Source organism: Silvibacterium sp., from assembly GCF_047605705.1.
In the GTDB taxonomy this organism is placed as follows: Bacteria; Acidobacteriota; Terriglobia; order Terriglobales; family Acidobacteriaceae; genus Silvibacterium.
Genome location: NZ_JASGFD010000005.1, coordinates 65,710 through 90,101, shown reverse-complemented (window position 1 = coordinate 90,101; position 24,392 = coordinate 65,710). Strand labels below are relative to the sequence as shown.

23 protein-coding genes and 1 riboswitch are annotated in these 24,392 nt (G+C 62.0%); of the genes, 9 read left to right on the top strand and 14 right to left on the bottom strand.

Going from position 1 to position 24,392, the window contains the following annotated elements; translation table 11 throughout:
* Positions 1–220 precede the first annotated feature (220 nt).
* The 8 genes from QM649_RS03220 to QM649_RS03185 all read right to left on the bottom strand — a co-directional run bounded on the left by QM649_RS03220 (position 221) and on the right by QM649_RS03185 (position 8,425).
* Entirely contained in the window at positions 221–1,861 is a 1,641-nt protein-coding gene (locus QM649_RS03220) for a UbiD family decarboxylase (protein ID WP_415197566.1), read from the bottom strand.
* Positions 1,862–2,038: 177 nt separating this feature from the next.
* The gene (locus tag QM649_RS03215; RefSeq protein WP_415197565.1) at positions 2,039–2,293 is read right to left on the bottom strand and encodes a hypothetical protein; all 255 of its coding nucleotides are present in this window, start codon (positions 2,291–2,293) and stop codon (positions 2,039–2,041) included.
* A 70-nt stretch (positions 2,294–2,363) separates the two neighbouring features.
* Positions 2,364–3,365: a VTT domain-containing protein gene (locus QM649_RS03210; protein WP_415197564.1), complete on the bottom strand. Its 1,002-nt coding sequence runs from the start codon at positions 3,363–3,365 to the stop codon at positions 2,364–2,366.
* A 219-nt stretch (positions 3,366–3,584) separates the two neighbouring features.
* Positions 3,585–4,190, bottom strand: coding sequence for a Dps family protein (locus QM649_RS03205; RefSeq protein ID WP_415197563.1), 606 nt, complete (start codon positions 4,188–4,190; stop codon positions 3,585–3,587).
* Positions 4,191–4,235: 45 nt separating this feature from the next.
* Positions 4,236–4,700, bottom strand: coding sequence for a hypothetical protein (locus tag QM649_RS03200; protein WP_415197562.1), 465 nt, complete (start codon positions 4,698–4,700; stop codon positions 4,236–4,238).
* A 184-nt stretch (positions 4,701–4,884) separates the two neighbouring features.
* Positions 4,885–6,117 carry an efflux RND transporter periplasmic adaptor subunit gene (locus QM649_RS03195; RefSeq protein WP_415197561.1) on the bottom strand — a complete coding sequence of 411 codons (1,233 nt, stop codon included), beginning with the start codon at positions 6,115–6,117 and terminating at the stop codon, positions 4,885–4,887.
* Between the two features lie 2 nt (positions 6,118–6,119).
* Positions 6,120–7,550 carry a TolC family protein gene (locus QM649_RS03190; protein ID WP_415197601.1) on the bottom strand — a complete coding sequence of 477 codons (1,431 nt, stop codon included), beginning with the start codon at positions 7,548–7,550 and terminating at the stop codon, positions 6,120–6,122.
* Positions 7,551–7,861: 311 nt separating this feature from the next.
* Positions 7,862–8,425 carry a hypothetical protein gene (locus tag QM649_RS03185; protein ID WP_415197560.1) on the bottom strand — a complete coding sequence of 188 codons (564 nt, stop codon included), beginning with the start codon at positions 8,423–8,425 and terminating at the stop codon, positions 7,862–7,864.
* 185 nt (positions 8,426–8,610) lie between these two features.
* On the opposite strand from QM649_RS03185, the gene ppk1 reads away from it, so the two are divergent.
* The 4 genes from ppk1 to sixA all read left to right on the top strand — a co-directional run bounded on the left by ppk1 (position 8,611) and on the right by sixA (position 13,494).
* Entirely contained in the window at positions 8,611–10,827 is a 2,217-nt protein-coding gene (ppk1, locus tag QM649_RS03180) for a polyphosphate kinase 1 (RefSeq protein WP_415197559.1), read from the top strand.
* Between the two features lie 114 nt (positions 10,828–10,941).
* Complete coding sequence (locus tag QM649_RS03175) at positions 10,942–11,880, top strand: hypothetical protein (protein ID WP_415197558.1); 939 nt, start codon at positions 10,942–10,944, stop codon at positions 11,878–11,880.
* A 5-nt stretch (positions 11,881–11,885) separates the two neighbouring features.
* The gene (locus QM649_RS03170) at positions 11,886–12,638 is read left to right on the top strand and encodes a class I SAM-dependent methyltransferase (RefSeq protein ID WP_415197557.1); all 753 of its coding nucleotides are present in this window, start codon (positions 11,886–11,888) and stop codon (positions 12,636–12,638) included.
* 331 nt (positions 12,639–12,969) lie between these two features.
* Entirely contained in the window at positions 12,970–13,494 is a 525-nt protein-coding gene (gene sixA, locus QM649_RS03165; RefSeq protein ID WP_415197556.1) for a phosphohistidine phosphatase SixA, read from the top strand.
* Here the strand turns inward: sixA and QM649_RS03160 are convergent.
* On the bottom strand, positions 13,446–14,990 hold the full coding sequence (locus QM649_RS03160) for a Ppx/GppA phosphatase family protein (protein WP_415197600.1): 1,545 nt from the start codon (positions 14,988–14,990) through the stop codon (positions 13,446–13,448). The genes sixA and QM649_RS03160 overlap by 49 nt on opposite strands.
* A gap of 142 nt (positions 14,991–15,132) precedes the next feature.
* Between QM649_RS03160 and QM649_RS03155 the strand changes: the two genes are divergently transcribed.
* Positions 15,133–15,591: a GNAT family N-acetyltransferase gene (locus QM649_RS03155; protein ID WP_415197555.1), complete on the top strand. Its 459-nt coding sequence runs from the start codon at positions 15,133–15,135 to the stop codon at positions 15,589–15,591.
* A gap of 42 nt (positions 15,592–15,633) precedes the next feature.
* Here the strand turns inward: QM649_RS03155 and QM649_RS03150 are convergent, their stop codons facing one another.
* On the bottom strand, positions 15,634–16,509 hold the full coding sequence (locus QM649_RS03150; protein ID WP_415197554.1) for a CHAD domain-containing protein: 876 nt from the start codon (positions 16,507–16,509) through the stop codon (positions 15,634–15,636).
* A 95-nt stretch (positions 16,510–16,604) separates the two neighbouring features.
* Here QM649_RS03150 and QM649_RS03145 point away from each other — a divergent pair, with 95 nt between their 5' ends.
* The 3 genes from QM649_RS03145 (at position 16,605) to QM649_RS03135 (ending at position 19,998) form a co-directional block, all read left to right on the top strand.
* Positions 16,605–18,617 carry an ArnT family glycosyltransferase gene (locus tag QM649_RS03145; protein ID WP_415197553.1) on the top strand — a complete coding sequence of 671 codons (2,013 nt, stop codon included), beginning with the start codon at positions 16,605–16,607 and terminating at the stop codon, positions 18,615–18,617.
* Positions 18,618–19,028: 411 nt separating this feature from the next.
* The gene (locus QM649_RS03140; RefSeq protein ID WP_415197552.1) at positions 19,029–19,718 is read left to right on the top strand and encodes an energy transducer TonB; all 690 of its coding nucleotides are present in this window, start codon (positions 19,029–19,031) and stop codon (positions 19,716–19,718) included.
* Between the two features lie 61 nt (positions 19,719–19,779).
* Positions 19,780–19,998 (top strand): hypothetical protein, encoded by a 219-nt coding sequence (locus tag QM649_RS03135; RefSeq protein WP_415197551.1) that lies wholly within the window; start codon positions 19,780–19,782, stop codon positions 19,996–19,998.
* A gap of 47 nt (positions 19,999–20,045) precedes the next feature.
* Here the strand turns inward: QM649_RS03135 and QM649_RS03130 are convergent, their stop codons facing one another.
* A complete protein-coding gene (locus QM649_RS03130; RefSeq protein ID WP_415197550.1) occupies positions 20,046–20,897 on the bottom strand; it encodes an SDR family NAD(P)-dependent oxidoreductase in 852 nt (283 codons plus the stop codon).
* Between the two features lie 114 nt (positions 20,898–21,011).
* Between QM649_RS03130 and QM649_RS03125 the strand changes: the two genes are divergently transcribed.
* Complete coding sequence (locus tag QM649_RS03125; RefSeq protein ID WP_415197549.1) at positions 21,012–21,692, top strand: TetR/AcrR family transcriptional regulator; 681 nt, start codon at positions 21,012–21,014, stop codon at positions 21,690–21,692.
* 52 nt (positions 21,693–21,744) lie between these two features.
* Here the strand turns inward: QM649_RS03125 and QM649_RS03120 are convergent, their stop codons facing one another.
* The 3 genes from QM649_RS03120 to QM649_RS03110 all read right to left on the bottom strand — a co-directional run bounded on the left by QM649_RS03120 (position 21,745) and on the right by QM649_RS03110 (position 24,385).
* Positions 21,745–22,077 carry a MoaD/ThiS family protein gene (locus tag QM649_RS03120; protein WP_415197548.1) on the bottom strand — a complete coding sequence of 111 codons (333 nt, stop codon included), beginning with the start codon at positions 22,075–22,077 and terminating at the stop codon, positions 21,745–21,747.
* Entirely contained in the window at positions 22,067–23,350 is a 1,284-nt protein-coding gene (thrC, locus tag QM649_RS03115) for a threonine synthase (RefSeq protein ID WP_415197547.1), read from the bottom strand. Before thrC ends, QM649_RS03120 begins: the two co-directional genes overlap by 11 nt.
* Before the next feature lie 177 nt (positions 23,351–23,527).
* Positions 23,528–23,637: riboswitch (SAM riboswitch) on the bottom strand.
* 106 nt (positions 23,638–23,743) lie between these two features.
* Positions 23,744–24,385, bottom strand: a complete 642-nt coding sequence (locus QM649_RS03110; RefSeq protein WP_415197546.1) for a cation transporter — start codon at positions 24,383–24,385, stop codon at positions 23,744–23,746.
* Positions 24,386–24,392 lie beyond the last annotated feature (7 nt).

The following is a 24,392-nucleotide window of genomic DNA, read 5'->3' as shown; positions in this document are numbered from 1 at the left end:
GAGAAGCACGAAATTCAAAGCAGATTTGTCATTCCGACCGAAGCGAGACGTTTTCGTCTCGCGAAGTGGAGGAACCTGCTGTTCTCTTCAAGCAGCGAGTGACAAAAGGAATGGCGAAATCCTCGGAACCCACCCACGACGAAACGCTTGTCATGGGTGGGCTCCCATTTCTGGCTAACCGCTGACGGATAGCTCTCACGCCTGCGCAGATCCGGAAGATCTATTTCTCCCGTCCGTCGATGCCGAGCGAGGACCAGATCGCATCCACGCGCGACTTGGTCGCCTGATCCATTTCGATCATCGGCGGCCACTGGCGTGTGAAGCCCTCGGCTGCCCACTTGCGCGTGCCGTCTATGCCCATCTTGCTGCCGAAGTTCGGCAGCCGCGAGGCGTGATCGAGCGAGTCGACCGGCCCCAGCGTGAAGGCGATATCGCGCTCCGGGTCGATGTTATTCGTGACGCGCAGAGTCACCTCGCCCAGGTCCTGCACATCGCAGTCTTCGTCGACAACGATGACACACTTGGTGAACATCGCCTGCCCCATCGACCAGATGCCGTTCATCACCTTGCGCGCCTGCCCCGCATAGCTCTTGCGGATGGACACGATCATCAGGTTATGGAAAACGCCTTCCGCCGGAAGGTTGATGTCGACAATCTCCGGCATGGTCAGCTTCATCAGCGGCAGGAAGATGCGCTCGACCGCCTTGCCCATCCATGCATCCTCCATGGGAGGCTTGCCGACGATGGTCGCCGCGTAGACCGGATCTTTGCGGTGCGTGATGCAGGTGATGTGGAAGACCGGATACTCGTCTTCCATGGTGTAGTAGCCGGTGTGGTCGCCGAACGGCCCCTCGGTGCGCAGTTCGGAGAGGTTCACATAGCCCTCGAGCACGATCTCGGCATGTGCAGGCACCTCGAGGTCCACCGTCTCACACTTCACCAGCTCCACCGGCTTCTGCCGCAGGAAACCCGCGATCATGAACTCCTCGACCTCGGGCGGCGCGGGCACAATGGCAGCAAAGGTCGTCGCCGGATCGGTGCCGATGGCCACGGCGACCTCAAGCCGGCCGTCCTTCTCCTTGCCGAAGGCCACCTGCGGAGCACCCGGCGTCACGGGTCCGGAGATGGTGTTTGTCATCCCAGCGATGTTGGTGGTCGCGCCTGCGGTCTCGGCCATCGCCGCAACATGCGCCGCGGGCGAGGTGCCTACGGATGCCCGCACCCGTTCGCGGAGATGCTCGGCCGCATTCTTCTGGCGCTGCCAGTGCATGCCGGTCGTCTGGCCGTCGTACACCTGCATGCGATACATGCCCACGTTGCGCTTGCCGGTCTTCGGATCGCGGGTGATCACGCAGGGCAGCGTAATGAAGCGGCCGCCATCAAAGGGCCAGGTCTTGAGCACGGGAAAATCGAGCACGCTGAAGTTCTCGCGCCGGATCACCTGCTTGCAGGCCGCGTCCCTGGCCGAAATCACCTTGGGGAAGAACTTTCCCACCTCGGCGAGCATGGGCAGCATCTTGAACTTTTCGAGCAGGCCTTCAGGCGACTTGATCTCCATGAAGGTGCGGATGCGTCCGGCGATTTCGTCGAGCGAGTCGACATTCAGAGCCAGCTTCATGCGGCTCTCGCTGCCGAACTGGTTCATCAGCACGCGGGCTCCGGGATAGCCTTTCACATTCTCGAAGAGCAGAGCCGGACCGCCGGGCGCCCATCCCTTCGCACCGCCCTTTTTGCCTGCCTTCGAGGCACGGTCAGCGATCTCCGTCATCTCCAGGATCGGGTCCACCTCCGCGCGTACGCGCTTCAGTTCGCCAGCCTTTTCCATTGCCTTGATCCAGTCCCGCAGGTCGTCGTATGCCAAGCTCACTCCTCGCACGCCCGTCTGCGGGCGTAACGTTCTATCTTAATGGGCGGTGTGTGCCTGCGGCGGAAAGTGAGACGTGCGCTCTGCGCCCGTCCAGCAGCCAGGCGCAAAAACGGCCAACAGGAGAGATCCCCGCTGGCCGTTCTTAGAACTGACAACTAGCTGCTACCTGACTTAATCCGTTACGCACCCGGTCTGCGTGTGCATCCAGCGATCCATGAGCGTCTGCGCGCAGCGGCCGCCGCAGAGATGCTTTACGCCTGCGTCATGGGAGAGGAAAACGTGCCACGGCGTCAGCCGCAGCACCGGCTGGCAATCCCCGCCGGGGAGCGGAGACGTCCCTTCGGTCCAAGCCAGCCACCAGTCGGTCGCCTCTTCAGTCTTGCGCTTCCCGCAAACGTCGCAGTGGTATGTCTCTACCCAGGCCATGGCATCCTCAACTGTGGTGTACTTCTGCTCAACTTAGCACAGCGGATGCACAGCTGGATCAAATGCGATATCAGGCAATCTGGTCGGCGGGCACAAAGGCCCTGTCCACTTCGCCCGTTGCGGGAATCTGCACCAGAGGAAAACCGAGCTTCTTCCACTCGTCATACCCCCCCAGCAGCGGCCGCACGCGATACACACCCAGCTTGCGGATAGCCAGCGCCATCTTGGCCGCCGTCGCCTCGCTCGGGCAGGTGCAGAAGAGCACCACATCGCGGTCGCGGGGGATCTGCTCGCTCTCGAGCACCAGCTTGTCCGGGGTCAGCATGACAGCCCCGGGCAGGGTGCGCGGGTCCGGCAGGTAGTCCAGCGGATGCCGCAGATCCACGATGTACACCGGCTGGTCTTCGTCGAGCATCTCTTTCAACTCCTGCGGAGAGATGCGTTGCGTGCGGATCTCCTTGAGGAAGGCGCGCTGGCGCAGGAAACGATAGAAGAGGAAGGCCAGCAGCAGCAGCACGAAGAGCAGCACGGCGAAGTGCGCCACCCAGCTCAGCGCGCCGGGATGTTTCTTGAGCACGTCACCGAAGAAGCGACCGCCGAGGGTGAAGGTCAATGCCCAGATCAGGATACCGGCGCAATCGAAGATGACGAACGAGCTGTAAGGCATCGAAGTCTGCCCCGCGATCGGTGCGGCCACGCTACCCAGGCCGGGAATAAATTTGGCCACCAGCAGGGCCGCCGGGCCGTGCTTGGTGAAGTAGTTTTCGGTCTTGCGAACGCAGGTCGAACTTTCCATCGAAAGCCGGCAAAGCAGCTTTACGACGGCGCCGCCATACTTCTTGCCCATCAGGTACCAGAGGCTGTCACTCACCAGGCTACCGAGCATGACGGAGACCAGCACCAGCGGCAGGTTCAGCTTGTGCGTAGCGGTCAGCGTGCCCGCGGTGAGCAGCACGGGCACGCTCGGGATCGGCACCCCGAGCTGCTCCGTCATCACCCACAGGAACAGAATCCAGTATCCGTATTTCAGGAAGAAATCCAGCGCGACCGGCACCACGAGCCTCGAATCCAAAACCGAAAGATTGCAGCGATCAGAGAAACCGGCGAGCAGCGATCACTGTCACCGATTGATTGTCAGTGATTCATGGATGCCCTGCAACCGGCAAACGATTCACCCGGCCATGCCGTAGCCCTCCAGACGCACGAAGGCCGCAGGTCTGCCCGGCCTGCGGCTCTTCGCTGCGCACTACCGAATCCCGCTGGTTCCGGCCGCGCCATCCTGTAGATGGAACTACTTCGCGTGCACCAGAGGCATCTCGACCAAATGCTCGCTCAGGAACCATACCTGCATTTCATTGGTGCGCACCACATCGCTGATTAACAGATCGTTCGAGCCGTCATCTCCCAGATCCGAGGCCTTCTTAGCCAGCTCACGCGCATCCTTGAGGATGAGCGCATGCGCTTCGAGCAGCCGCGAGATGATGACAGGCACTTCTTCCCGACCACGCGGAGGCCGTTGCAGGCGCGTCAACTCGGCAATGTCGTGCGCCATCGCCACGCTCACGCCGCCCAGAATCTGGATACGCTCGGCGAGAAGATCCACCAGCTCTACCTGCTGCTCAAAGTGTTTATCAAAAAGGAGATGCAGCTGATAGAAGGTAGGGCCGCCGACGTGCCAATGGGATTTTTTGTAGAGGTCGCGCAGGCTCGCGGTGTCCGCCAGCAGAAGGTTCAGGCGCTCGCACACCTCACGCCGCGCATCTTCCTTGATGCCGATCGGCAGATCCTTGATGACCGAGCCGAACTTTTGGATTTCCTTGGCGGTCTGGTGCCAATGCGGGGTGATCAGATCCGTGCCGGTGCTCTTCGAAACTTCCTTCAAAGCTGCAGTGCTCATTTTCCCTCTCCTTGTGCTGATTGGATGCACGGAGCAGGGCCCGGGCTACCTCGAATTCTTCGCTACTCCTAGAGCGCGAAAAGAGAGGATGTATAGAGTGGTCGAAAGAAAGCCGACGAGCGCAGCATACTTTGCCTCACCCCAGATACCGAAACCTACCTCCGGATCTCCGTGCCATACCATGTCGGCATTTGCACCATGCCAGATCATCACCTGAGACCAGAGGACAAGAGCAACCGGTCCGACTAGCACTCCGGACGAAAGAATAGCCAGCATTTGCGGTGCGCTCGCTTGGCGGAACCGCAGAACGGCCGGCAAAAACAACAGGGCGACCGGCAAAGCCAGGATCGACGTGATTCGATAAACCAGCACGTAGCCATCCCAGTCCCAATGGAATGGAGGAGCCAACATCATGCAGGCGCTGAACAGCGCCATGGCGGTCAATACGCAGCCGAACCAGAGCCCGGATCTCTTCAGCACATTGAGAGTTCGCTGTCTGCCGGATTCCATCGTCCTGTCTCCAGAAACTGACTAGCTACAGAAATAGCACTCCTTCACACTACGCAGAAGTCTCCAGAAACTGACTAGCTACAGAAATAGCACTCCTTCACACTACGCAGAAAATGTTGCCGCCGTTATGGATAAACAAAGGAGGCGCCCCGAAGGGCGCCTCCTGTTTATGCCAGCGGAGCAGTTAGTCCTTGACCCGGACCTTCGGCTCGACCGAGAGGCCGGGCCGGAGCAGATGGTCGGAATCTTCCTTCATGTCCGTCAGGTCGATTCTTACCGGGACGCGCTGCACCACCTTTACGTAGTTACCGGTCGCGTTCTCCGGCGGGAAGAGGCTAAGAACTGAGCCCGTTGCGCCGCCGATCTGCGTGATTTTGCCGTCGTACTTACGACCGCCGTAGGCATCCACGCTGATCTCGACGTGCTGACCAGCGCGCATGTTTTCGAGCTGGGTTTCCTTGAAGTTCGCGGTGATCCAGATGTCGTCAAGCGAGACCAGCGTTGCCATGTTCTGGCCGACGCTCACGTTCTGTCCCACTTCCACGCTCTTGCGCGTGATGATGCCGGCTTCCGGAGCCACGAGCTTCGTGTAGCTGAGGTTCAGCTGCGCCTGGGCCAACTCTGCACGCGACTGCTCCACCTGAGCCGCGGCCTGGTCGGCCTTCGCCTTCTGGATAGCAACCTGCTGCGGCGCGGTTTCCGCGTACTTCAGGGCCTGCTGCGTCTGCGCTACACGATCCTTCGCGACACGCACCGCATCCTGCGAGGCCAACACCTGGGCCTGCGCCTGCGCGAGAGCCGCCTTGTCACCATTCGCCGTGGCTACCGCCGCATCGAACTGCTGCTTCGAGATCACATCCTTCTCGACCAGCGGGGTGTAGCGCTGCAGATCGAGCTGCGCCTTGGTGTTGTTCGCCTCGGCCTGGAGGACTGCCGCCTGCGAAGCCTCAAGCTGCTTCTCCGACTGCGCCACCTGGGCGCTGGCCGTCGAAACGTCTACGCCTGCCGTGCGGAGGTTCGTGCCCGTGTTGATATTGATGACCGGCACGTTGACCTTCGCCGCTTCATAGGCAGCCTCGGCCGCCTGCAGGTTGGCTTCGTCCTGCTGCACCGCGGTCTCAAAGTCCTTGGGGTCGAGCTCGACCAGTACCGTGCCTTTTTCCACGAACTGGTTCTCGTCCACGTTGACCTTGATCACGTTGCCGGCAATACGCGAACTCACCTGGATCAGGTGGCCGTTCACCTGTGCGTCGTCGGTGTCCTCGTAATACGTGGAGTGCCACCAGAACAGCAGCGCGCCCACCAAGAGGATCAACACCACGCCTACGATGATGAACCGGCGCCGCGCCTTCTGCTCAGGCTGTTCAGGCTGTTTTCCGCCGTTTCCGTTTTGCTGTTCGGGCTTCTCGTCCGCCACCGCTACTTTCCTCCCAAATAAACCTGATACTTCTGATCCGCCACTCCCAGCGCGCGCGCCAGCGAAAGCTTCGCGACATTGTGCTGGTATAGGCTGCTTACATACTGATCGTCGGCCTGCGCCATCGACTGCAGCGCCTGCGATACCGCCAGGTTGTCAGAGACCCCGGCCTTGTACCGCTGCTGCGCTTCGCTCAGCGCTTCCTTCGCCAGCTCCACATTGCTGCGGGCTACTTCCACCTGCTTGGCCGCCGACTCGAGATCGAGCAGGCTGTCGCGCACATCGGCGCCGATCTGGCCCTGCATGTCGCTGGCCTTGGCCTTCGCCTGCTCCAGCTGGCTTTGCGCAGTTTTGGCATCGCCGCGCAGTTTTGCTTCTTCAAAAATCGGGAAATCGATCGACCCGGTCGCATCGAAGGTCGAGCGGGATGTCCCCACGTTCACACCGATGTCGCCGTAATCACCGGAAAAGCTGATGACCGGCAGACGCTCATCGGTGGCCGCATGCCGCGCATGCTCGGCCGCCGTCTGCTGCTCCTTCGCAGCCGCCAGATCCTGGCGTGCGCCGAGAGCCTGCTTCACCGCGTCGTCCGCTTCCACATGATCGAGGGCCGCATAGGGCTCCTGATCGACTAGCTGGAACTTCTGCTCGAGTGGCAGGCCGATGACGCGGGCCAGCGCGATCTTATCCTTCTCGTAGGTGTTCTTGGTGCTGATCAGCGTCTGTTCCTGCGTCTGGTAATCGACGCGGGCGCGCAACTCGTCGAGCAGCGGAGCCGTTCCGGCCTGATGGTTTGAGACCGCCTGATCGAGTGAAACCTTCGACGTATCCACCTGCGCCTGCACGGAATCGATGCGCGACTTGTCGGCAATGCAGAGCAGGTAGGCGTTGCCCACCGTCAGCACCACCATGTCCCGCGCGTCGGTAGCGGAGAGCTTCGAGGCGGCGAAGTTGTGCTTCGAGGCCAGGTAATTCTGCAGCGAGGAGAGATCCAATAGCGACCACTTGAGCGATGCCCGCAGGTCGGTATAGCCATAGGGACCAATGATTGCCGGGAAGCCTTCGCCGCGCAGGCCGAGGGCCTGCAGATCGGTCTGCTGGACCGACTCCGTGATCTTGCCGGTAACCGTCGGCAGCAGCGACTGCAATTCTTCGAGCTGCGAGCCGTGCGAGCTCGTCGTGCTCTGTGTGGTCAGGATCAGGCCCAGATTGTGCTTGAGACCACGCGCGACCGCATCGGCCAAAGTCAGGTCCAGAACCACGTCGGTCGCCTTGTCCGTCGTCTCGGAACCCTGGTAGGTCTGGCTATTAATGACCGGCTGCTGGATCTGAATGGGAGACGAAGGCTGAACGACGCCACCGCCACCACCCCCTCCGAGCTGAAATGCGTACGCTCCAGAAGGCGCGAGCGCCAGCACTCCGGCGGTCAGCACCGAACACAAGACAGCTTTTCCCTGCCCAGGAAGAAGGGCTCTTGCCACACATGACTCCAGAAAAAATGGTTGTTACTTACCCGAAATATTACGGGAAAAGGCTACGAGCTTTTGGATGCGGCCACTGCGGAAAATATTCAGAATTAACGACAAATTGCGTTTGATTCCACTGCGCTTGCTTCCCGGTTGGCCCGGCGGGAACGGGGAACCGGCCGTTCCGGTTCGGAAAACTCAGGAAGAAACCGCCCCTACACAGTAAAGGACCGGCTTTCCACAGGGAAGCCGGTCCTTTGTTTATCGGAAATATGGGGTTACGCGGACACCCGGACCGCCGCATGCACCAGCGAGTTGGCCAGCGAGCACAGCGCCTGGCGGTAGCTGTCACTCACCTGCTGCGCCGACCATCCGCTGCCGCCGGGCAGGCTGGCCGCCGTGGTTGCGTTGTCACGGCCGAGCACCGCGCGCTGAATAAAGATGGCCCGCTGTGCCGCGGGAAGCTGCTCCAGCCATGCGCGCATCTCTTCGCGGCCGGAGCCGCCGATCATCTCGCTCAGCTGCGCCGCGGTAAGGCCGGCGGCCGAGAGATCGTCGTCTTCAATGCAGACATCCTGAACGCTCGCTGCCGGAGCAGCGAAACCCTTCGGGTCTTCGGCAGCCAGCCGCGTGATCACTGAAGCCAGCAGCCGCTCACGCACCAGCCCTTCTGCCGCTTCCTGCTGCGCGCAGGGGTCGATCTCCACCCCGGCGAGAACTTCTTCCACCAGCGTCAGCGCATCCGTCTGCTTGCCCAGCAACAAGGCCGCCAGTTGGTAGAGCTCCACAGCCGCATCCTGCGCCTTGGCCAAACCCGATCCGGAACAGTCGTTGTCGATCATCGATAGCACCTCCAGCGTACCCTTTATCCTTACCGAGCCGCGGGGGCCAGTCAACCAGGAATGAAGTGAACGGCGAGAATCCGTGCTTGAATGGCATTCACTTTTCGCATCCTGTTTACCCGCCCGCATCCAAGGCTGATGTATAGCTGGTCGTACAAACTTCGACCGCGCAAGGACATAGCTTCATGCCAAAAGCACGCGAAACCCAACAGAGCCTTTTCTTCGGACGGGACGAATCCTGGCTCGGCTTCAATCGCCGCGTCCTCGAAGAAGCGCAGGATGAGTCCAATCCCCTGCTCGAGCGCATCAAGTTTCTGGCCATCACCGCCAGCAACCTGGACGAGTTCGTGGAAATCCGCGTCGCCAGCATGCTGCAGCGCATTGAAGATGGCTACGCCGAGACCGCGCCCGACGGCACCACCCTGCAGCAGACCCTCGCCGCCATCAACGAGGACATGCACGAGTTCGTCGCCGAGCAGGGCCGCTGCTGGAACACCCAGCTTCAGCCGGCGCTGCGCAAGGCCGGTATCCGCGTCCTCGGCTGGGATGAGATGGACGATGCCGCCCGCAAGGCTGCGACCGAGTTCTACCAGCGTGAAGCCGACCCACTGCTTACCCCCATCACCATCGATCCGCGCCATCCCTTCCCGCGCGTGCTGAACAAGGCGCTTTGCATCGCGCTGCTGCTGCGCTCCAAGCGCAGCAAATCTTCGACCGGACCGGTCCTGGGCGTCATCACCGTACCCCGCGCCCTGCCGCGTCTGGTGCCGCTGCCTTCAAACTCCGGCACACACGACTTCGTCTTCCTGCACGATCTGATCGAGCGCAATGCCGGAGGCATGTATCGGGGCTACGAAATCCTTGCCCGCACCGCCTTCCGCGTCACCCGCAACAGCAACCTCTATTTCCAGGAAGAAGAGTCGCGCAACCTGCTCGAAACGGTTCGCGGCGAGCTGCACAACCGCCGCAAAGGCGACGCCGTCCGACTCGAAATCGACCAGAATGCCGAACCGGAGATCATCGAACGGCTGCGCGTCAACTTCGAGCTCGATGACAGCCAGGTCTTCCTTACCGACCACCCGGTCAACCTCTCACGGCTGATGAACCTCTACAGCGCCACGCCGCGCCCGGACCTCAAGGATCAGCCCTTCGCCGCCCGCGAGCTGCGCCTGAACCGCAAGTCCGAGGACATCTTCGACGAGCTGCGCCATCGCGACATCCTGATGCATCATCCGTACGACTCCTATGACGGCGTGGTCGGCTTCATCCAGGCCGCGGCCAAGGACCCGAACGTCGTCTCGATCAAGCAGACGCTCTATCGCACCAGCGCCGACTCGCCAATCTTCCAGGCGCTGGTGGAAGCCGCGCAGACCAAGGAAGTGACGGTCGTCGTCGAGCTGACCGCGCGCTTCGACGAGGCCTCGAACATCCGCTGGGCACGCGAGATGGAAGACGCCGGCGTACAGGTCTTCCACGGCATCGTCGGACTCAAGACACACTGCAAGCTGGCGCTGATGGTCCGCCGCGATCCCGACGGCGTGATGCGCCGCTACGGCCACCTGGGCACGGGCAACTACAACCCGGTGACCTCGCGCTTCTACACCGACATCAGTCTGCTGACTGCCGACCCCGACATTACCGCCGGGATGCACTCGGTCTTCAACTATCTCACCGCGCACTCTGAGTCTGACGACTACACGCCGCTGCTCGTCGCCCCGCTCACCCTCGCGCAGGGCATGATTACTCTCATCCATCGCGAGACCGAGCACGCGCTCGGCGGCCGCCCGGCGCGCATTATTGCCAAGATGAACTCGCTGCTCGAGCCCTCCGTGATCAATGCGCTCTACGAAGCATCGAAAGCGGGGGTCCAGATCGACGTGATCGTGCGCGGCATCTGCTCGCTGCGCCCCGGCGTCAAGGGACTCAGCGAGAACATCCGCATCACCTCGATTGTCGGCCGCTTCCTCGAGCACAGCCGTATCTTCTTCTTCGCCAACGGCGGTGAGGAAGAGGTCTATTGCGGCAGCGCCGACTGGATGCCCCGCAACCTCTTCGAGCGCTGCGAGGTGGTCTTCCCCATCCGCGACGCGCAGATCCGTAACCGCCTGCGCTATGAAATCCTTTCCGCCTACCTGGCCGACACGGTGAAGGCACGTCGTCTGCAGCCCTCAGGCGACTACCCGCACGTCCGTGACCTTACCCCGGACGCGGCTCCCTTCAGCGCGCAGGACTTTTTCATCAAGGTCGCGGAAAACAAGGCCACGGCTGCGGACATTCCCCCCGTGGAAAGCCCGGCAGAGATCGCCGCCGTTGCCGCCGAAGAACGCAAGGCGACAAAGCCCGCGAATGGCGCCGTTCATCGCAAACCGGCTGCCAAAAGAGCGAAGACCGCAGCAGACTAGCTCCGATTCCAGCTGAAACGCCTGGGGCCACTTCGAGCGGAGAGGCCCCAGGCGTTTCAGCTGGAGAATTTCGCGCTCTATCCCCTTTTCCATGCGCCCCTGTAGTATTTCCCCGTGCCTTCGACGACTGCCGCGCCTGCGCTCATCCGTCGCCGCTCCCTTCTGGGCGCGCTGCCCTCGTGGTGGCACCTGCTCTCGCTCGACGCGCCTACAGTCGCAGCTCTCTGGTCTTGGAGTCTGGCCCGCAGCCTCGGCGCGCGCCTGCCCGTAACAGCTCCCCTGCTGCTGGCCACTGGGACATGGCTGCTCTACGTCGCCGATCGTCTGCTTGATGTCCGCCTGCTCGATGCCCGCAGCCCTGCGGCACATCTCCGCGAGCGCCACCATTTCAGTTATCGTCATCGGCGGAGCTTTCTGACTGCTACGATCCCCATTACAGCGCTGCTCCTCTGGCTGATCGCTTTCCGCATGAGCCCTGCCGCCCGTCGTGACGACACGGCGCTCTTCGCGCTCACGCTGGCGTATTTCGCGGCTGTTCACTGGCCTCGCGGAGCCGGGCGCAGAATTTTTCTGCCCAAGGAGATGGCCGTAGGCATCCTCTTTGCCCTTGCCGCAGCCGTTCCCGCATGGGCGCGGATTCCACATGTCCCTTTCTCCACAGCCTTGCTGGGCACCGCTACCGCGCTCTTTGCCGTGCTCTGCTGGCTGAACTGCGCGGCGATTGAAAAGTGGGAACAGGACAAATGGGAACAGGGCAAGTGGGAGAACCCGGCACTCCTGCGGCAACAGTCCTCTCACCCCACAACGCAATGGCTCCAGCGCCGCCTCACGGTGGTCTCGATTGCACTGGCCACCACCGGGCTCATCGCAGCCGCACTCTGCATTCCGCGTGAAGCCGATGCGGCAGCCGCGCTCTTTCTTGCTCTCTCCCTCGCGGCTGTTCTCCTCGCGGTACTCGATCGCCGCCACACCCATCTCCCAGCACTGCCTCTGCGCATCGCCGCAGACGCAGCGCTGCTGACGCCACTGCTGGTCCTGCCGATACTCCGATAGAGCTCATGCCACCCGCAATTGCCATCTCCGAACGCGCTGCCATCCTCCGCTCCCGCCCCGACGGCTTCGGCCGGCTGGCCCGCCTTTATCGCTGGCTCGAATATCTGAGCTTCGGCCCCTGGCTCACGCTTTGCCGCAATGCTCGGCTGCGCCATCCGTCCGTGGCCGCAGCCCGCCACGCGCTCATCCTCGGCGACGGCGATGGCCGCTTCCTTACCCGGCTGCTGCGCTGGAATCCCGACCTGCGGGCGCTCTCCATCGATGGAAGCCACGGCATGCTCGCGCGCCAGCGCCAACGCGCGGCCGAAAAGGGTGTGATCCCGCGCCTCACCACCCGCTGCCAGGAGATTCGCAGCTTCCAGCCCTCCGGCCGCTACGACCTCATCACCACCCATTTCCTTCTCGATTGCCTCTCGACTGCTGAAGTCGAGGCCCTCGCCAGCCGCATGCGTCCCTGCCTCGCGGTAGGTCCGGGCCGCAACCCCGCCCAGAATCCGGTCTGGATCGTCTCAGAATTCGCCATACCATCCGGCATCGCTCAACTGCCCAGCCGCTTTATCGTCCGAGGACTTTACCTGGCCTTCGGGCTGATGACCGGGCTTCGCGCCCGCTCTCTGCCGGATCATGGCGGAGCCCTGCACCGCGCCGGCTTCTTCCTCCGTGACCGCCGCACCTGGCTGGCTGGGCTGCTGGTGAGCGAGGTATGGGCAACTCAGGACTCGTCGCCACGCTCCCATCCATCATGGACGTCTCGCTAATCTCTCTTCTGCAAGACGAAGTAAAACGCATCCCCTGGCATCCGACAGGCCTTAGGGCGAGCACACCGCCCGGCATCGATCCCGGCCCCATCCCGCTGCCGCCACTCGATCCAGACCCCATGCCGGATCCTGAGCCGGAACCGGAACCACCGCTTCCACCCGGCCCGCTGCCAGTTCCCGATCCCGTAAACATTACATAAAGAACGAGATAGCGGTTTGAAAAATTAACATTCGGGCGCTCGTTTGATTGTTACAATTTTGTGAATGCGGCAGGCCGTCGCGCCGCCGAACATTTCCTCCAACGACGCCCTCTAACGACGGAAAGACCCCCGTGAACCTGTACATCCTTCGCCATGCCAGCGCAGGCACACGCCGCGCAAATCCTCTCATTGACGTAAAACGCCCCATCGACAAGGAAGGCAAGCAGCAGTGCATCCTCGTCGGCGCGTATCTCAACGCGCTCCGCGTCCACTTTGACCTGATTATTTCGAGCCCGCTGAAGCGCGCGCTCCAGACCGCCGCACTGGTTGGCAACGAAACCGGCTATGAAGCCGGCATCCAGGTAGCCGACGAGCTGGCGCCCGACGCCACTCTGGCCGAATTCGAGGCCATGATCGCCGGCCTGCAGGGTCATGAGAATGTCCTGCTGGTGGGCCACAACCCGAACCTGCCGCAGCTGTTGGGTTCGCTGCTCGGCTCGGGCCGTCCGAATATCCGTCTGCGCAAGGGCGCCATTGCCCGCGTGGACTACACGCGCCGTCCCGGCACCCTGCACTGGCTGGTCGACCCACGCATCCTGCGGGGCGTCTACACCAGGGTTACAAAGAGCTCCCGCCGGAAGATCTCGCGGAAGTAGTCGGCTTCCTTCCGCAGGGACCACAGTTCCAGCTCCGCGCCCGTTCTTCCCGGGCTCAGCTCCAGCAGGATCCTCTTCGGATAGACCCGTACCCGGACCTTCAGCACGTCGCTGGCGCGGTCCTGGTTCAGGGCGACGGCCAGCCGCAGCAGCACCACCGCTCGCTTCACATTTTCATGCTCTTCCGGAGGCACCTGCCGCATGGTTCTGCCCTGCGGCTCCGGCCGGCTCTTGCCGATATAACGCGCGATCGCCGAGGTGACGACCCGCTGCGCCGGGTTGAAGCCGTAGATTTCCGAGTTGGCGATGATGTACTGCGCGTGCCGGTGGTGTCCCTGGTAGTTCATGAACTTCCCGATATCGCGCAGCATCGCCGCCGATTCCAGCCAGGTTTCATACTCGGCGGGAAGATGATGAACCGTCGCCAGATCGTGAAAGAGCTGCGCGGCGTGCTGGCGCACCGGCTCGGCCGTCTTCGGTTCTACACCGTAACGGCGGCAGGTCTCTAGGACCGCCTCCCAGCGATCCTCCTCGAACTGGCGGTGAACGGTGGTGCGAGCATCCTGCTCGGCCAGCATCTGGGCGAGGATGCCATCGCGCAGCCCCATCGCCGAATAGCGAAAGCCCGGCAAGGCGAAGTGCTCGAGCAGCTGCGCGTACACGTGCGCACCGGCAATGATGATCTCCGAGCGTCGCGGCCCGATGCCTTCGACCGCGCTGCGCTGTTCGTTGGTCATCTTGGTCAGCTTTTCGGTGAGCCTGCGCACATCGCGTACCGGCGTCATTTCGGAAGCGGCAGAGACCTTTGTCTTGACTGTGCCCTTGGCTATGAGCGTCCGGCTGGCCTCAGAGAGCGCTGCCGCCGTGCCCGAGGTCGCGATCACCAGCGGCACCCGCTCGCCACTGATTTTGCGCGACGCGCGGCGCAGCTCGCGGGCGATGAACTGCTTCATCCGTCCGATCTCTTCCTTGGTCGGCGAATCGGTCTTAAGGAACTCCTCTGTCAGTCGCACCGCGCCGAGCGGCAGACTCATGGTCTCGATCAGCCGTTTGTGCTCGGAGAGCGAAACCTCGCAACTGCCGCCGCCCACATCGATAAGGATGCAGCGACCCGACGTGCCAGGCTCGTGGCTCATGACGCCGCGATGAATCAGGCGCCCTTCTTCGAGGCCGGAGATGATCTCGACCTCCCACCCGGTCTCATCCCGCACCCACGCCAGGAAAGCGCGGCCATTACGGGCATCACGCATCGCAGCCGTGGCCACGGCGCGCACCTTGTCAGCCCCATGCGTCTGGACTGCTTTATAGAACCGCTTCAGAGCGCGAAGCGTCGCCGCCATCGACTCCGGCGAGACGAGGCCTGTCTCGAAGACGCTGCCGCCGAGCCGCGTGACTTCGCGGTCTTCATGCACCACCCGCAGCCGATGCTGCACCACCCGTGCAATCTTCAACCGGCACGAGTTCGATCCAATATCAATCGCCGCAAACGTCTGCATCACTACGAGCCGGCTCCGGGAAGGATTTCACACAACATTTGCATGAGTTGGAAGATACACGACATTGCAGCCCACGTTTCCTCAGGGCTGCTACCTGCGGTCGCCTGAAACAGACAATGCACAGCGATAGACTGTCTGCATCATGCATGAAGTGTTCATCCGCGAGGCAACGGAGGCAGATATTCCTGCGATCCTCGACCTCTACCTCATCTCCGGAATCACGGGGGAGACGAACTTTACCGTGGAAGAGGCAAGAGCGCATTTTGCGCTGCTTGAAACGTATCCCTATCTCCGCGTCTTCGTCGCGATTGTCGACCAGACCATCGCCGGCACCTACGAGTTGATGATCATGGACAACCTGGCGAAGCGCGGACTGAAGTCCGGGATCGTAGAAGATGTTGCCGTCCATCCCGATCGCCAGGGAAAAGGCGTTGGCCGCGCCATGATGCAGCACGCATTGGAGCAGTGCCGCCGGAACAACTGCTACAAGTTGACGCTCTCAAGCAATCTCATCCGGACAGACGCCCATCGCTTCTACGACTCGCTGGGATTCGTCAGGCACGGATACAGCTTTCGCATGGATCTTCCCGAAGCCGAATAAGGCATCCGGGAGTCGATACGAGGCTGCGCAGCAGGAAGCCGTCTATAGCAGCTTCGCCCGCCACTCGCCCACCAGGCGGCCGCGCATCGTCTGCGTTACGCGGAGAGCTTCCGCATATCGGTGGTCCCGATCCCGTGCGAGGTACTCGGCCAGCTCCACATCGCCGAGCGCTTCCTGCGCCTCTTCAGCCAGGACCTCCCAGTCGTGCCAGTCTCCAATAGCATCCTGTACCTGCTTGATTGTGCTGCTGACGACACCCGCATAGGCGTTCGCACCGTCGCTCTCGGCCATGTAACGCGCTTTCTTCGCACCCTTGCGGAAATCGTGAAGGTTCTCGCCGTGCAACAGCTCGATTGCAGACGAGAGATGGGCGAAGGACTCGAGCGCCGTGCGGGCACCCGTGTTCCTTTGCCGCAGCACACCGGATTCCGGAGGAATCTCCTCCGATACCTTGCACGTCTCGGCCGTCAACTTGACCAGCATGGCCGCCCACTTTTCCGCGTGCCGCCGCAGCGGTCTCGATGCCTTCTCCCGATGCGAGCGCAGCCACGCATCGAGATCGACGGCCTGTTCGCATAAACGCTTTTCCGGCTCGCTCTGCGCAGCAGCCCAGTTCTTCATCAGCTCGCCCAGCAGCTTGCGATGCACATCGAGATCCCTGACCGGAGCGGCTGCACGCCGGATCTTTTTCAGGAGTCCGCGCCAACGCCCCAGGACATCGTCCAGAGCCTCCTGCGCACTGGCTCCGGCCCGTGCCGGGGTGCCGCTCTTTTTCCTGGAGAAGGTCTCCAGCAGCGCCTCGATCCGGCGTGTGCTGGTGCGGACGTCATGCACTGCGCCCACCCTGGGCTCATGATCCCGGGCGCAGGCTTCCAGATTCTCCCGAAGCTTCCCGGCAAGCGCCCGCAGACGGGTCACTTCCCTGCCAAGATCCTGACGATTCCTGTGCCGGAAAGCGCCGTTCTGGCTGGTATCCTGAGCATCTGAGCCCGATGAATGCCCCAAAAAACGCAATGACGAATCCACCTTTCTCCGGTCACGCTCCGGTCGACAACGACAAGCGATCCTTTTACAGCTCTCCCGGCAAAAGCTGGGCGCTGCTCATCCTTGTCTTTCTCGCCGTCCATTTCGTCGCGCTCTTCACGCCTTCCCTCGAGGACGACGCCGACGCCACCCACGCCAACGCCGCCCAGCACATGGCGCTCTCCGGCGACTGGGTCACGCTGCATGTCAACGGCATCCGTTATCTTGAGAAGCCGCCGCTGCCGTATTGGCTGGCCTCGCTGGATTACCGCGTCTTCGGCTTTAACGTCTTCGCCACGCACCTGCCCATCACTCTGGGTGTGCTGGCCTGCGCCATCCTCGCCTGGGTGTGGTCGCGCCGCGCCTATGGCGATAGAGCCGCATTCTACGCCGCGCTTGCTGTCCTTACCTCGGTCGGCGTCTTTCTGTGGACGCGCATCTTCATTCCGGAAGCGCTGCTGACCTTCTTTATTACGCTTGCGCTCTACGGATTCCTCACCGGCCTCGAGCGCCGCAAGCCCGCGCTCATCTACATGGCCTGGGCCGCGCTGGCTGTCGCCACGCTGGCCAAAGGACTCATCGCCCCGGTCTTCTGCTTCGCCGCATTCCTGCCCTACCTTGCCATCAGCGGCGAGTGGCGGCGCTGGCGCCAGCTGCGGCCGTTTACCGGCATCCTGCTCTTTCTGGCCATCGCCGCGCCCTGGCATGTACTCGCCGCGCTGCGCAATCCGGACCACGGCAACCCGATCGGCAATGTTCCCTCGCCCGGCCACGTCCACGGCTTCCTCTACTTCTATTTCATCAACGAGCACTTCCTCCGCTTCCTCGGCAAGCGGTACCCGCACGATTACAACAAGCAGTGGTTCGTGGCCTTCTGGCTGGGCCAGATCGCGTGGCTCTTCCCCTGGAGCCTCTTCCTGCCAGCCACGCTCATCCGCGCCTGGCGCAACCGCAGCATCTTCCATGACGATCTGCGCTACGACGCGACGAATACCATCCAGTTCCTCGACCCGCGCATGACGGCGCACCATGCCTCGTCGCTCGCGACCAGCGTGCGCTTCCGCGCCCGCACCAACCTGCTGCTCTCGATCTATGCAGGCTTCATCCTGGTCTTCTTCTCCATCTCGACCAACCAGGAGTACTACACCTGGCCGGCCTGGGTGCCGATCCTGATGATCATCACCGGCGCACTGGCCTCGATTGAAGATGCGCCCGCCGGCGACAACCGCTGGATTACTTCCTCCAGCCGCTGGCTCACCAGCGCGCATGCGCTCTTCGCCATCATCGGCATCAGCGCCGCCGCAGCGCTCGGTTACGGTCTCTGGAGCTCCCGCAACCTGCCCTTCGTCTCCGATATCGGCACGCTGCTGGCGCATCGCGGCGTAGGCGATTACTCGCTGGCGACTTCGCACCTCTTCGACCTCACCGGGCCATCCTTCGCGGCGCTGCGCGAGCCGGCACTCATCGCTGCCATCGCGCTACTGCTCGGGCCGCTGGCTTCGTGGATCCTGCGCCGCCGCGGTCATGGGTTCGAGTCGACGGTCACCGTTGCCTGCACCTCGGCCATCTTCCTCATCGCCGCGCACATTGCACTGGTGCGCTTCGAACCGATGCTCTCCTCGCGGGCGATGGCCGACACCATCAATCGCCTGACAGCGAGCGAGCCGAAGGACGCCTCGCAGCTCATCATCTACGGCGATCAGGCCGACGGCTCCTCGGTGATCTTCTACACGCATCGCCAGGCGCTGCTCGCGCATGGGCAGTCGTCCTACTTTGAGGGCAACTACGGCTCCTCGATGATCTGGGGCTCGGATTATCCCGACGCTCCGCACATCTTCCTCACCGACTCGGAATTCCTGCCGCTCTGGGGCACGGGACCGCGCAAGTTCCTCTTCGTCGGCGGCGATCTCCGCCCGCACGTCGAGCAGATGCTTAAGGGCCACCTCTACCTGCTGCAGGAACTCTCCGACAAGGCGCTCTACACGGATCGTCCGGTGCAATAGCAGTCTGAAAACCAAAGAAACGGCCGGCGAGTCCACCTCGCCGGCCGTTTCTTTGTTCGCTTCCCGGCGTCCGCTTTTTGGGCCATTTCTTAATATCGATTGATCGAGAATTGCGATCGCAGCAATCCACTCTGCGAATCCATTTGCTCCCCTGCTCCGTCCAATACTGCAGGAGGATCATCCCCAATGGCTGCTTTCTGTGCCTGCTGCGGAGCCGAGATCACCCCCAAGAGCGGACCCTGCACCCTCTGCGGATCACCGCAGCACGGGTCGCTGCCCGCCAAGCCTTCGCAACGCAAGAATTACCCCGAAACATCGTCCACTTCCACTATTCCCCGCCGCGTCGCCTGACGAGGCTTTACCATTGCAATCCCGGCGCTGTGGCCGCATCCTGAAAGACAAGGCAGCAGCATGGACACTGGCGCGAACGAAGCGAGACACATCAGTGCGGGCAAGCGGCGCATAACCATTGAGCCATCCCTGGGCTCGGTTGCGTCGCTGCTGGCGCACGTCCTCCTCCTGATCGCAATCTTCCATGTCGCGCGTCCCGTCTGGAAACCCGTAAAGATACGGACACAGGGCGGCCACGCGGCTCTGCTCTACTGGAATGCCGGCATCGGCACAGGCGCAGCGCAGCAGTCGACAAACAGCAAGACGATCACCAAGCCCGCCCGTCACGAATCGCCCAAGAATCCGGTAAAGACGGAATCGCGTCCTGCGCTCGCCTCGCCGATCCCGGCGAATACGGCGCCGCAGCAGGCTGCTTCCGCAGGAGCCGCAAAGTCGCAGAACCAGGCCATCGGCACCGGTCTTTCGGATGAAGACGCCACGCCTGCCTTCCCGACCTTTTCTCCCAATCCTCCGGTCAACGACCGCTCGCTGCTACCCTCAAATGAAACCAACATCGTCGTCGATGTGGATGTCAGCGCCGACGGCATCGTCCTCGACGAGAAGCTGGTTCGCGGTCTCGGCAATACTCTCGATCAGTCGGTGCTCGACACGGTACGCAGCTGGCACTTCCATCCCGCCACACGCAACGGATCTCCGGTTGCAAGCGTCTCCGAGCTGGTTTTTCCGATGAGCCCGCGCTACCACGCATAAAGACGCAATCCGCGCTCGAACGCGTACACTGTTCTCGCTTCAGTCGAGGAGAACAGTCTCTATGGTCCAGGGAACAACCGAAGGCGTCAGCGCAATCTGGATTCTCTCCAATGCCAGCTATGCCGGCATGAAAGCGCAGGCACACCCCAGTATTGGCTGGCGCGTCCTCTCATTCCTCTTCGGTTTTCCGGGGACACTTCTTTCCTTCTTCCCCATCCGCGAAGGCTCGGAACGCGCCTATGGCGTCGATCTGCCACGGCGGCAGGCGCCACGCATTTAGAGCTGCAACGGTAAAGGCCCGCCGAAGCGGGCCTTATTGCCTCGCAGCTACTTTGAGCTGTCCGACATCCGCACCGACACGCCCTGCGCCGCATCTGCGACATCCTTCCACGCATCCCACGTCGCAATGCGCTCCGCATACACATGCTTCGTCTGCGGCAAACCATGCGCACCGAGCATCAGCCGCAGCGGCGGATGCTCCGCGTCTACCAGCTTCAATACCGCCTCGGCCGTTGCCTTCGGATCGCCGCGCTCCATCGTCTGCATCCCGGCAAAGACCTGCTTACGCACGTCGCCATATACCTCAATCTCCTGCGAACGTTTGCCTGACTGCGGCCCGCCAAACTCCGTCGCATAAGCTCCCGGCTCGATGATCGAGACCTTGATGCCAAAGCTGCGAACTTCCATCGCAAGGCTCTCGTGCATCGCCTCAAGCGCCCACTTCGAGGAGCAATAAAAGCCGATCAGCGGCATCGTGATCACCCCCAACGTGCTCGACACGCCGATGATGTGCCCATGACCCTGTTTCCGCAGCAGCGGCAGCGCAGCCTTGATGACGCGATGCGGACCGAAGACGTTCGTGTTGAACTGCGCCTGCACATCTTCCTCGCTCGCCTCTTCGATGGTGCCGACCAGCGGATACGCGGCGTTGTTCAGCACGACATCCAGCCGGCCGAAGTGCGCATGCGCCTGCTCGACGGCCGCACGTACCTGCGCGGCATCCGTCGGCTCCAGCGCCAGAGGCAGCGCCGCATCCCCGAACGTCTCCGCGAGATCGGCCACATCGGCGGCCTTTCGTGCGGTCGCAGCGACCTTGTCGCCCCGCTTCAATGCCGCCTCGGCCCAGACTCGCCCCATGCCGCGCGATGCGCCGGTGATAAACCAAACTTTATTGCTCATCGATTTCTTCTCCTGAATGCCGGTTGGCCGCTTATCTAAACAATGTTCAAATAATGAGCACGGTATTCCCAGGTGCTACCGTGGAACAAGCTAGCTCTGAAGGTATTCGCACATTTGAACACTGTCAAGATTCAGGCAGAATGCAAATCCGGCAAACGATCGACCTATCATCATGGAGATCTGCGCGCCGCCCTGATCCAGGCCGCCGACGCGATCATCGCTGAAGGCGGCATCGAGGCCTTTTCCCTGCGCGCTGCCGCACAGCGGGCCGGCGTCAGCCCCGGCGCGCCTGCGCATCATTTCGGCAATGCCCGCGGCCTTCTTACCGAGGTTGGCCTGCTCGCCTATGCGCGCCTGGACTGCTACATCGAACAGGCCGGACACTCCGAAGATGTCGTGGCCGATGTGCGCGCCTTAAGCCTTGCGTTTATCGACTTTGCGCTCGAGCACCCGGGACACTTCCGGCTGATGTTCCGCAACGATCTCGTCGATCGCAGCGACCCACGCTTTGCGGCGCACACAAAACAATCCGGCCAGCGGCTCTCCCGCGCGTTTCTCGCCTACCAGGGCAAACCCCATGCGGACGCACGCCGTTTCGAAGACTCAGCCGACATGCTCTGCGGCATGGCCACGCTGCACGGGCTTGCTTCACTGACCCTCGAGGGCAAGGCGCTGCATTTTTTCCGCAGCTCCGATGTGCGCAGCTTCCGCAAGAACGAACTGCCGCGAATCATTGAGCGCCTGTACCCTGACAAGCAGGAATCACAACCGAAAAAGAGGGCTCCACGCCCTTGAACAAAGAGAAAGGCCCGCCCAAGCGGGCCTTTTTCACTGCTGAACATCGCAATTAACTGCAAACGCACTCTTCCTGCCCACAGTAGGAACAACAACGACAGATGTCGAACGATCCGCCCGCGATCGAGGGGATCACGAGCACCTCGTCGCCATCCTGGAATGCGTACTTCTCGTTGCCGAGGAAGCGAATGTCTTCTTCGTTCACGTAGAAGTTGATGAAGCGGCGAACCTGGCCCTGATCGTCACGCAGATGCGTTTTGAGCGCGGGGAAGTTCGTTTCGATGTCGGTGATGAGGTCGGGCAGGTTCTGCGCGCTCGACTTCAGCTCCTTCGCGCCATCGGTGTGTTTTTGAAAGGCATTGGGCAACAAAACTCTAACGGACACTTGCAACCTCCTCGGCCAGTTCCCGAACCAGTTCACCGGCGGCCGTTTTTTCTTCGATATACGCTTCAAAATCGGAGAGCCGCGGACGCACCGCTGCTTCCACTTCATAGGCACCGGCCAGCGCGTCGGTCGTCTTGAGACCGTTGCCGGTAATGACTGACACCGTCAGTTCATCCGGCTTGATGCGGCCATGCGCGTAGAGCCGCGCGGTCACTGCGGTAGTCACGCCACCGGCGGTCTCGGTGAAGATGCCTTCGGTCTCAGCCAGTTCCTGAATCGCCGAGACGATCTCGATGTCCGAGACATCCTCGGCCCAGCCACCGCTCTGGCGGATGGCTCGCGCCGCATACACACCGTCAGCCGGATTACCGATCGCGAGGGAACGCGCGATCGTCGCCGGGCGCTGCGGCTCGATGTGGTCGGCGCCGGTCTTTACCGCGGTCGAAATCGGGGAGCAGCCCGTGGCTTGCGCTCCGAAGAAGCGAACATCCTTGTCTTCCACCAGGCCGAGCGCGACCAGTTCCTTGAAGGCCTTGCGGATCTTCGTGATCAGCGAGCCGCCGGCCATGGGCACCACGACGTTGTCGGGCAGACGCCAGCCGAGCTGCTCTGCGATCTCGTAACCGACAGTCTTCGAGCCCTCGGCGTAGTAAGGCCGCAGGTTCACATTCACGAAGCCCCAGTTATAGCGGTCTGCAATCTGCGAGCACAGGCGGTTCACATGGTCGTAGTTGCCGTCGATGCGCACCAGGTTCGCGCCGTAGACCTGCGTATTCAGGATCTTCGCCGGCTCGAGGTCTGCCGGAACAAGGATGTAGGTCTTGAGACCAAGACGCGCAGCGCCCGCAGCCACCGCGTTCGCCAGATTGCCGGTCGAGGAGCAGCCGACCGTATCGAAACCGAAGGCCTGTGCATTCGCAAGTGCCGTGGCCACCACGCGATCCTTGAAGCTCAGCGTGGGCACGCATACCGCGTCGTTCTTGATGTAGAGATTGGTGGCGCCGATGCGTTTCGCCAGCCGCGGAGCCTTGAGCAATGGAGTCCAGCCGGAAGGCGTTGCCGAGACATAATCCTCCGGCACCGGCAGCAGCGCCTTGTAGCGCCACATGCTGTCCGGCCCCTGCGCGATCTTTTCGCGAGTGAAGCTTCCGCGAGCCGCCTCGAGATCGCAGTTCACCTCGAGCGGAGAAAAGCACTCATCACAGATGGAAAGCGGGACGTTGGGATACGTCTTTCCACACTCCCGACATTGCAATGCATAGGCCTGCGCCATGAAACCCCTCGATTCCGAGAGTCGCTTCAGGGCCCATCGGGGACTTTCCCCTATGGGTACAAATGCACGGGCATGCGTGACGTACTCTGCTGCAACATCAGGTACTGCAAATTGCCCGGACGCGTGTCCGGTCCTGCTTGGGATTTGGCGAGATGCGCTACTGCATTGCATCCCCGAATCTCATGTTCCCCGGTTTCCCAGGAGAGAGTTGACACCGATGTCTCAGATTGCCTGAGCCGGTTGTCGTGGCGTCACAGGGCCCGTCCCTCAGCCACTCTTCATGAAATTCAGGCTCGCTCCTAAGAGCAAACTTGAATGATTCATATGTACCACAGGGCTTTTTGCTATGCAACAGTACTCGTGGACGTCTACAGGTCCGTCCACTCCCCGGATTTAGACCCGGCAGCAACCGCAAACGGCGCCGTTCCAAGCGGACCGGGCCTCGCGAACCAGCAGCGGCAAGCAGGCCAGAGCGGCAACATTGTCAAACCAGGGCAGATGAAATGCCCGGTTGAGCCCCATGCCCAGGAGCGCAGTCAGGGCCAGGTACGCGCAGGTCGACGACTGCGCCGCGTCCGCTGCCAGGGCCGCATTGTGGCGCGCGCGAGCCTCGCGGCGTTTCCACATAGCGAGCAGCGGCATCACAACCAGCGCCGCGGCGGTGATCGCCAGCCCCGCGCCGCAGGTCTCCGCCTCGACTCCGAAGACAAGCGATGCCACGGCTGTAACACCGACCACGCCCGCAAGCATGAACAGCAGGAACGCCGCAGCGCGCGCAGCCTTACGTTCCGAGAGCCGTATGCCCGGAACCCACTGCAACATCACCATGAAGGCCGAAAGGACCTCGACAAGAGAGTCCGCGCCGAAGGCGAGCATGGCCGAACTCTTCGCCGACCATGCCGCATACGTAGATACGCCGAGCTCGGTCAGCATCCAGAGTATGGTGATACCCTGCAGCCAGTAAAGAGCGCCCACCGATGCAGGAACGCGAGCCTTTGCCGGTATCGCAGAAGATGCGATCTGATTCCATTCCATCTCTTGT

Coding starts and splice junctions, on each gene's coding strand:
- QM649_RS03215 (WP_415197565.1), bottom strand. CDS start 2,293: ATGGCCTGGGTAGAGACATACCACTGCGACGTTTGCGGGAAGCGCAAG.
- QM649_RS03145 (WP_415197553.1), top strand. CDS start 16,605: ATGACGAATCCACCTTTCTCCGGTCACGCTCCGGTCGACAACGACAAG.
- QM649_RS03135 (WP_415197551.1), top strand. CDS start 19,780: ATGGTCCAGGGAACAACCGAAGGCGTCAGCGCAATCTGGATTCTCTCC.
- QM649_RS03130 (WP_415197550.1), bottom strand. CDS start 20,897: ATGAGCAATAAAGTTTGGTTTATCACCGGCGCATCGCGCGGCATGGGG.
- QM649_RS03110 (WP_415197546.1), bottom strand. CDS start 24,385: ATGGAATGGAATCAGATCGCATCTTCTGCGATACCGGCAAAGGCTCGC.
- QM649_RS03205 (WP_415197563.1), bottom strand. CDS start 4,190: ATGAGCACTGCAGCTTTGAAGGAAGTTTCGAAGAGCACCGGCACGGAT.
- ppk1 (WP_415197559.1), top strand. CDS start 8,611: ATGCCAAAAGCACGCGAAACCCAACAGAGCCTTTTCTTCGGACGGGAC.
- QM649_RS03185 (WP_415197560.1), bottom strand. CDS start 8,425: ATGATCGACAACGACTGTTCCGGATCGGGTTTGGCCAAGGCGCAGGAT.
- QM649_RS03200 (WP_415197562.1), bottom strand. CDS start 4,700: ATGGAATCCGGCAGACAGCGAACTCTCAATGTGCTGAAGAGATCCGGG.
- QM649_RS03160 (WP_415197600.1), bottom strand. CDS start 14,990: ATGCAGACGTTTGCGGCGATTGATATTGGATCGAACTCGTGCCGGTTG.
- QM649_RS03170 (WP_415197557.1), top strand. CDS start 11,886: ATGCCACCCGCAATTGCCATCTCCGAACGCGCTGCCATCCTCCGCTCC.
- thrC (WP_415197547.1), bottom strand. CDS start 23,350: ATGGCGCAGGCCTATGCATTGCAATGTCGGGAGTGTGGAAAGACGTAT.
- QM649_RS03140 (WP_415197552.1), top strand. CDS start 19,029: ATGGACACTGGCGCGAACGAAGCGAGACACATCAGTGCGGGCAAGCGG.
- QM649_RS03155 (WP_415197555.1), top strand. CDS start 15,133: ATGCATGAAGTGTTCATCCGCGAGGCAACGGAGGCAGATATTCCTGCG.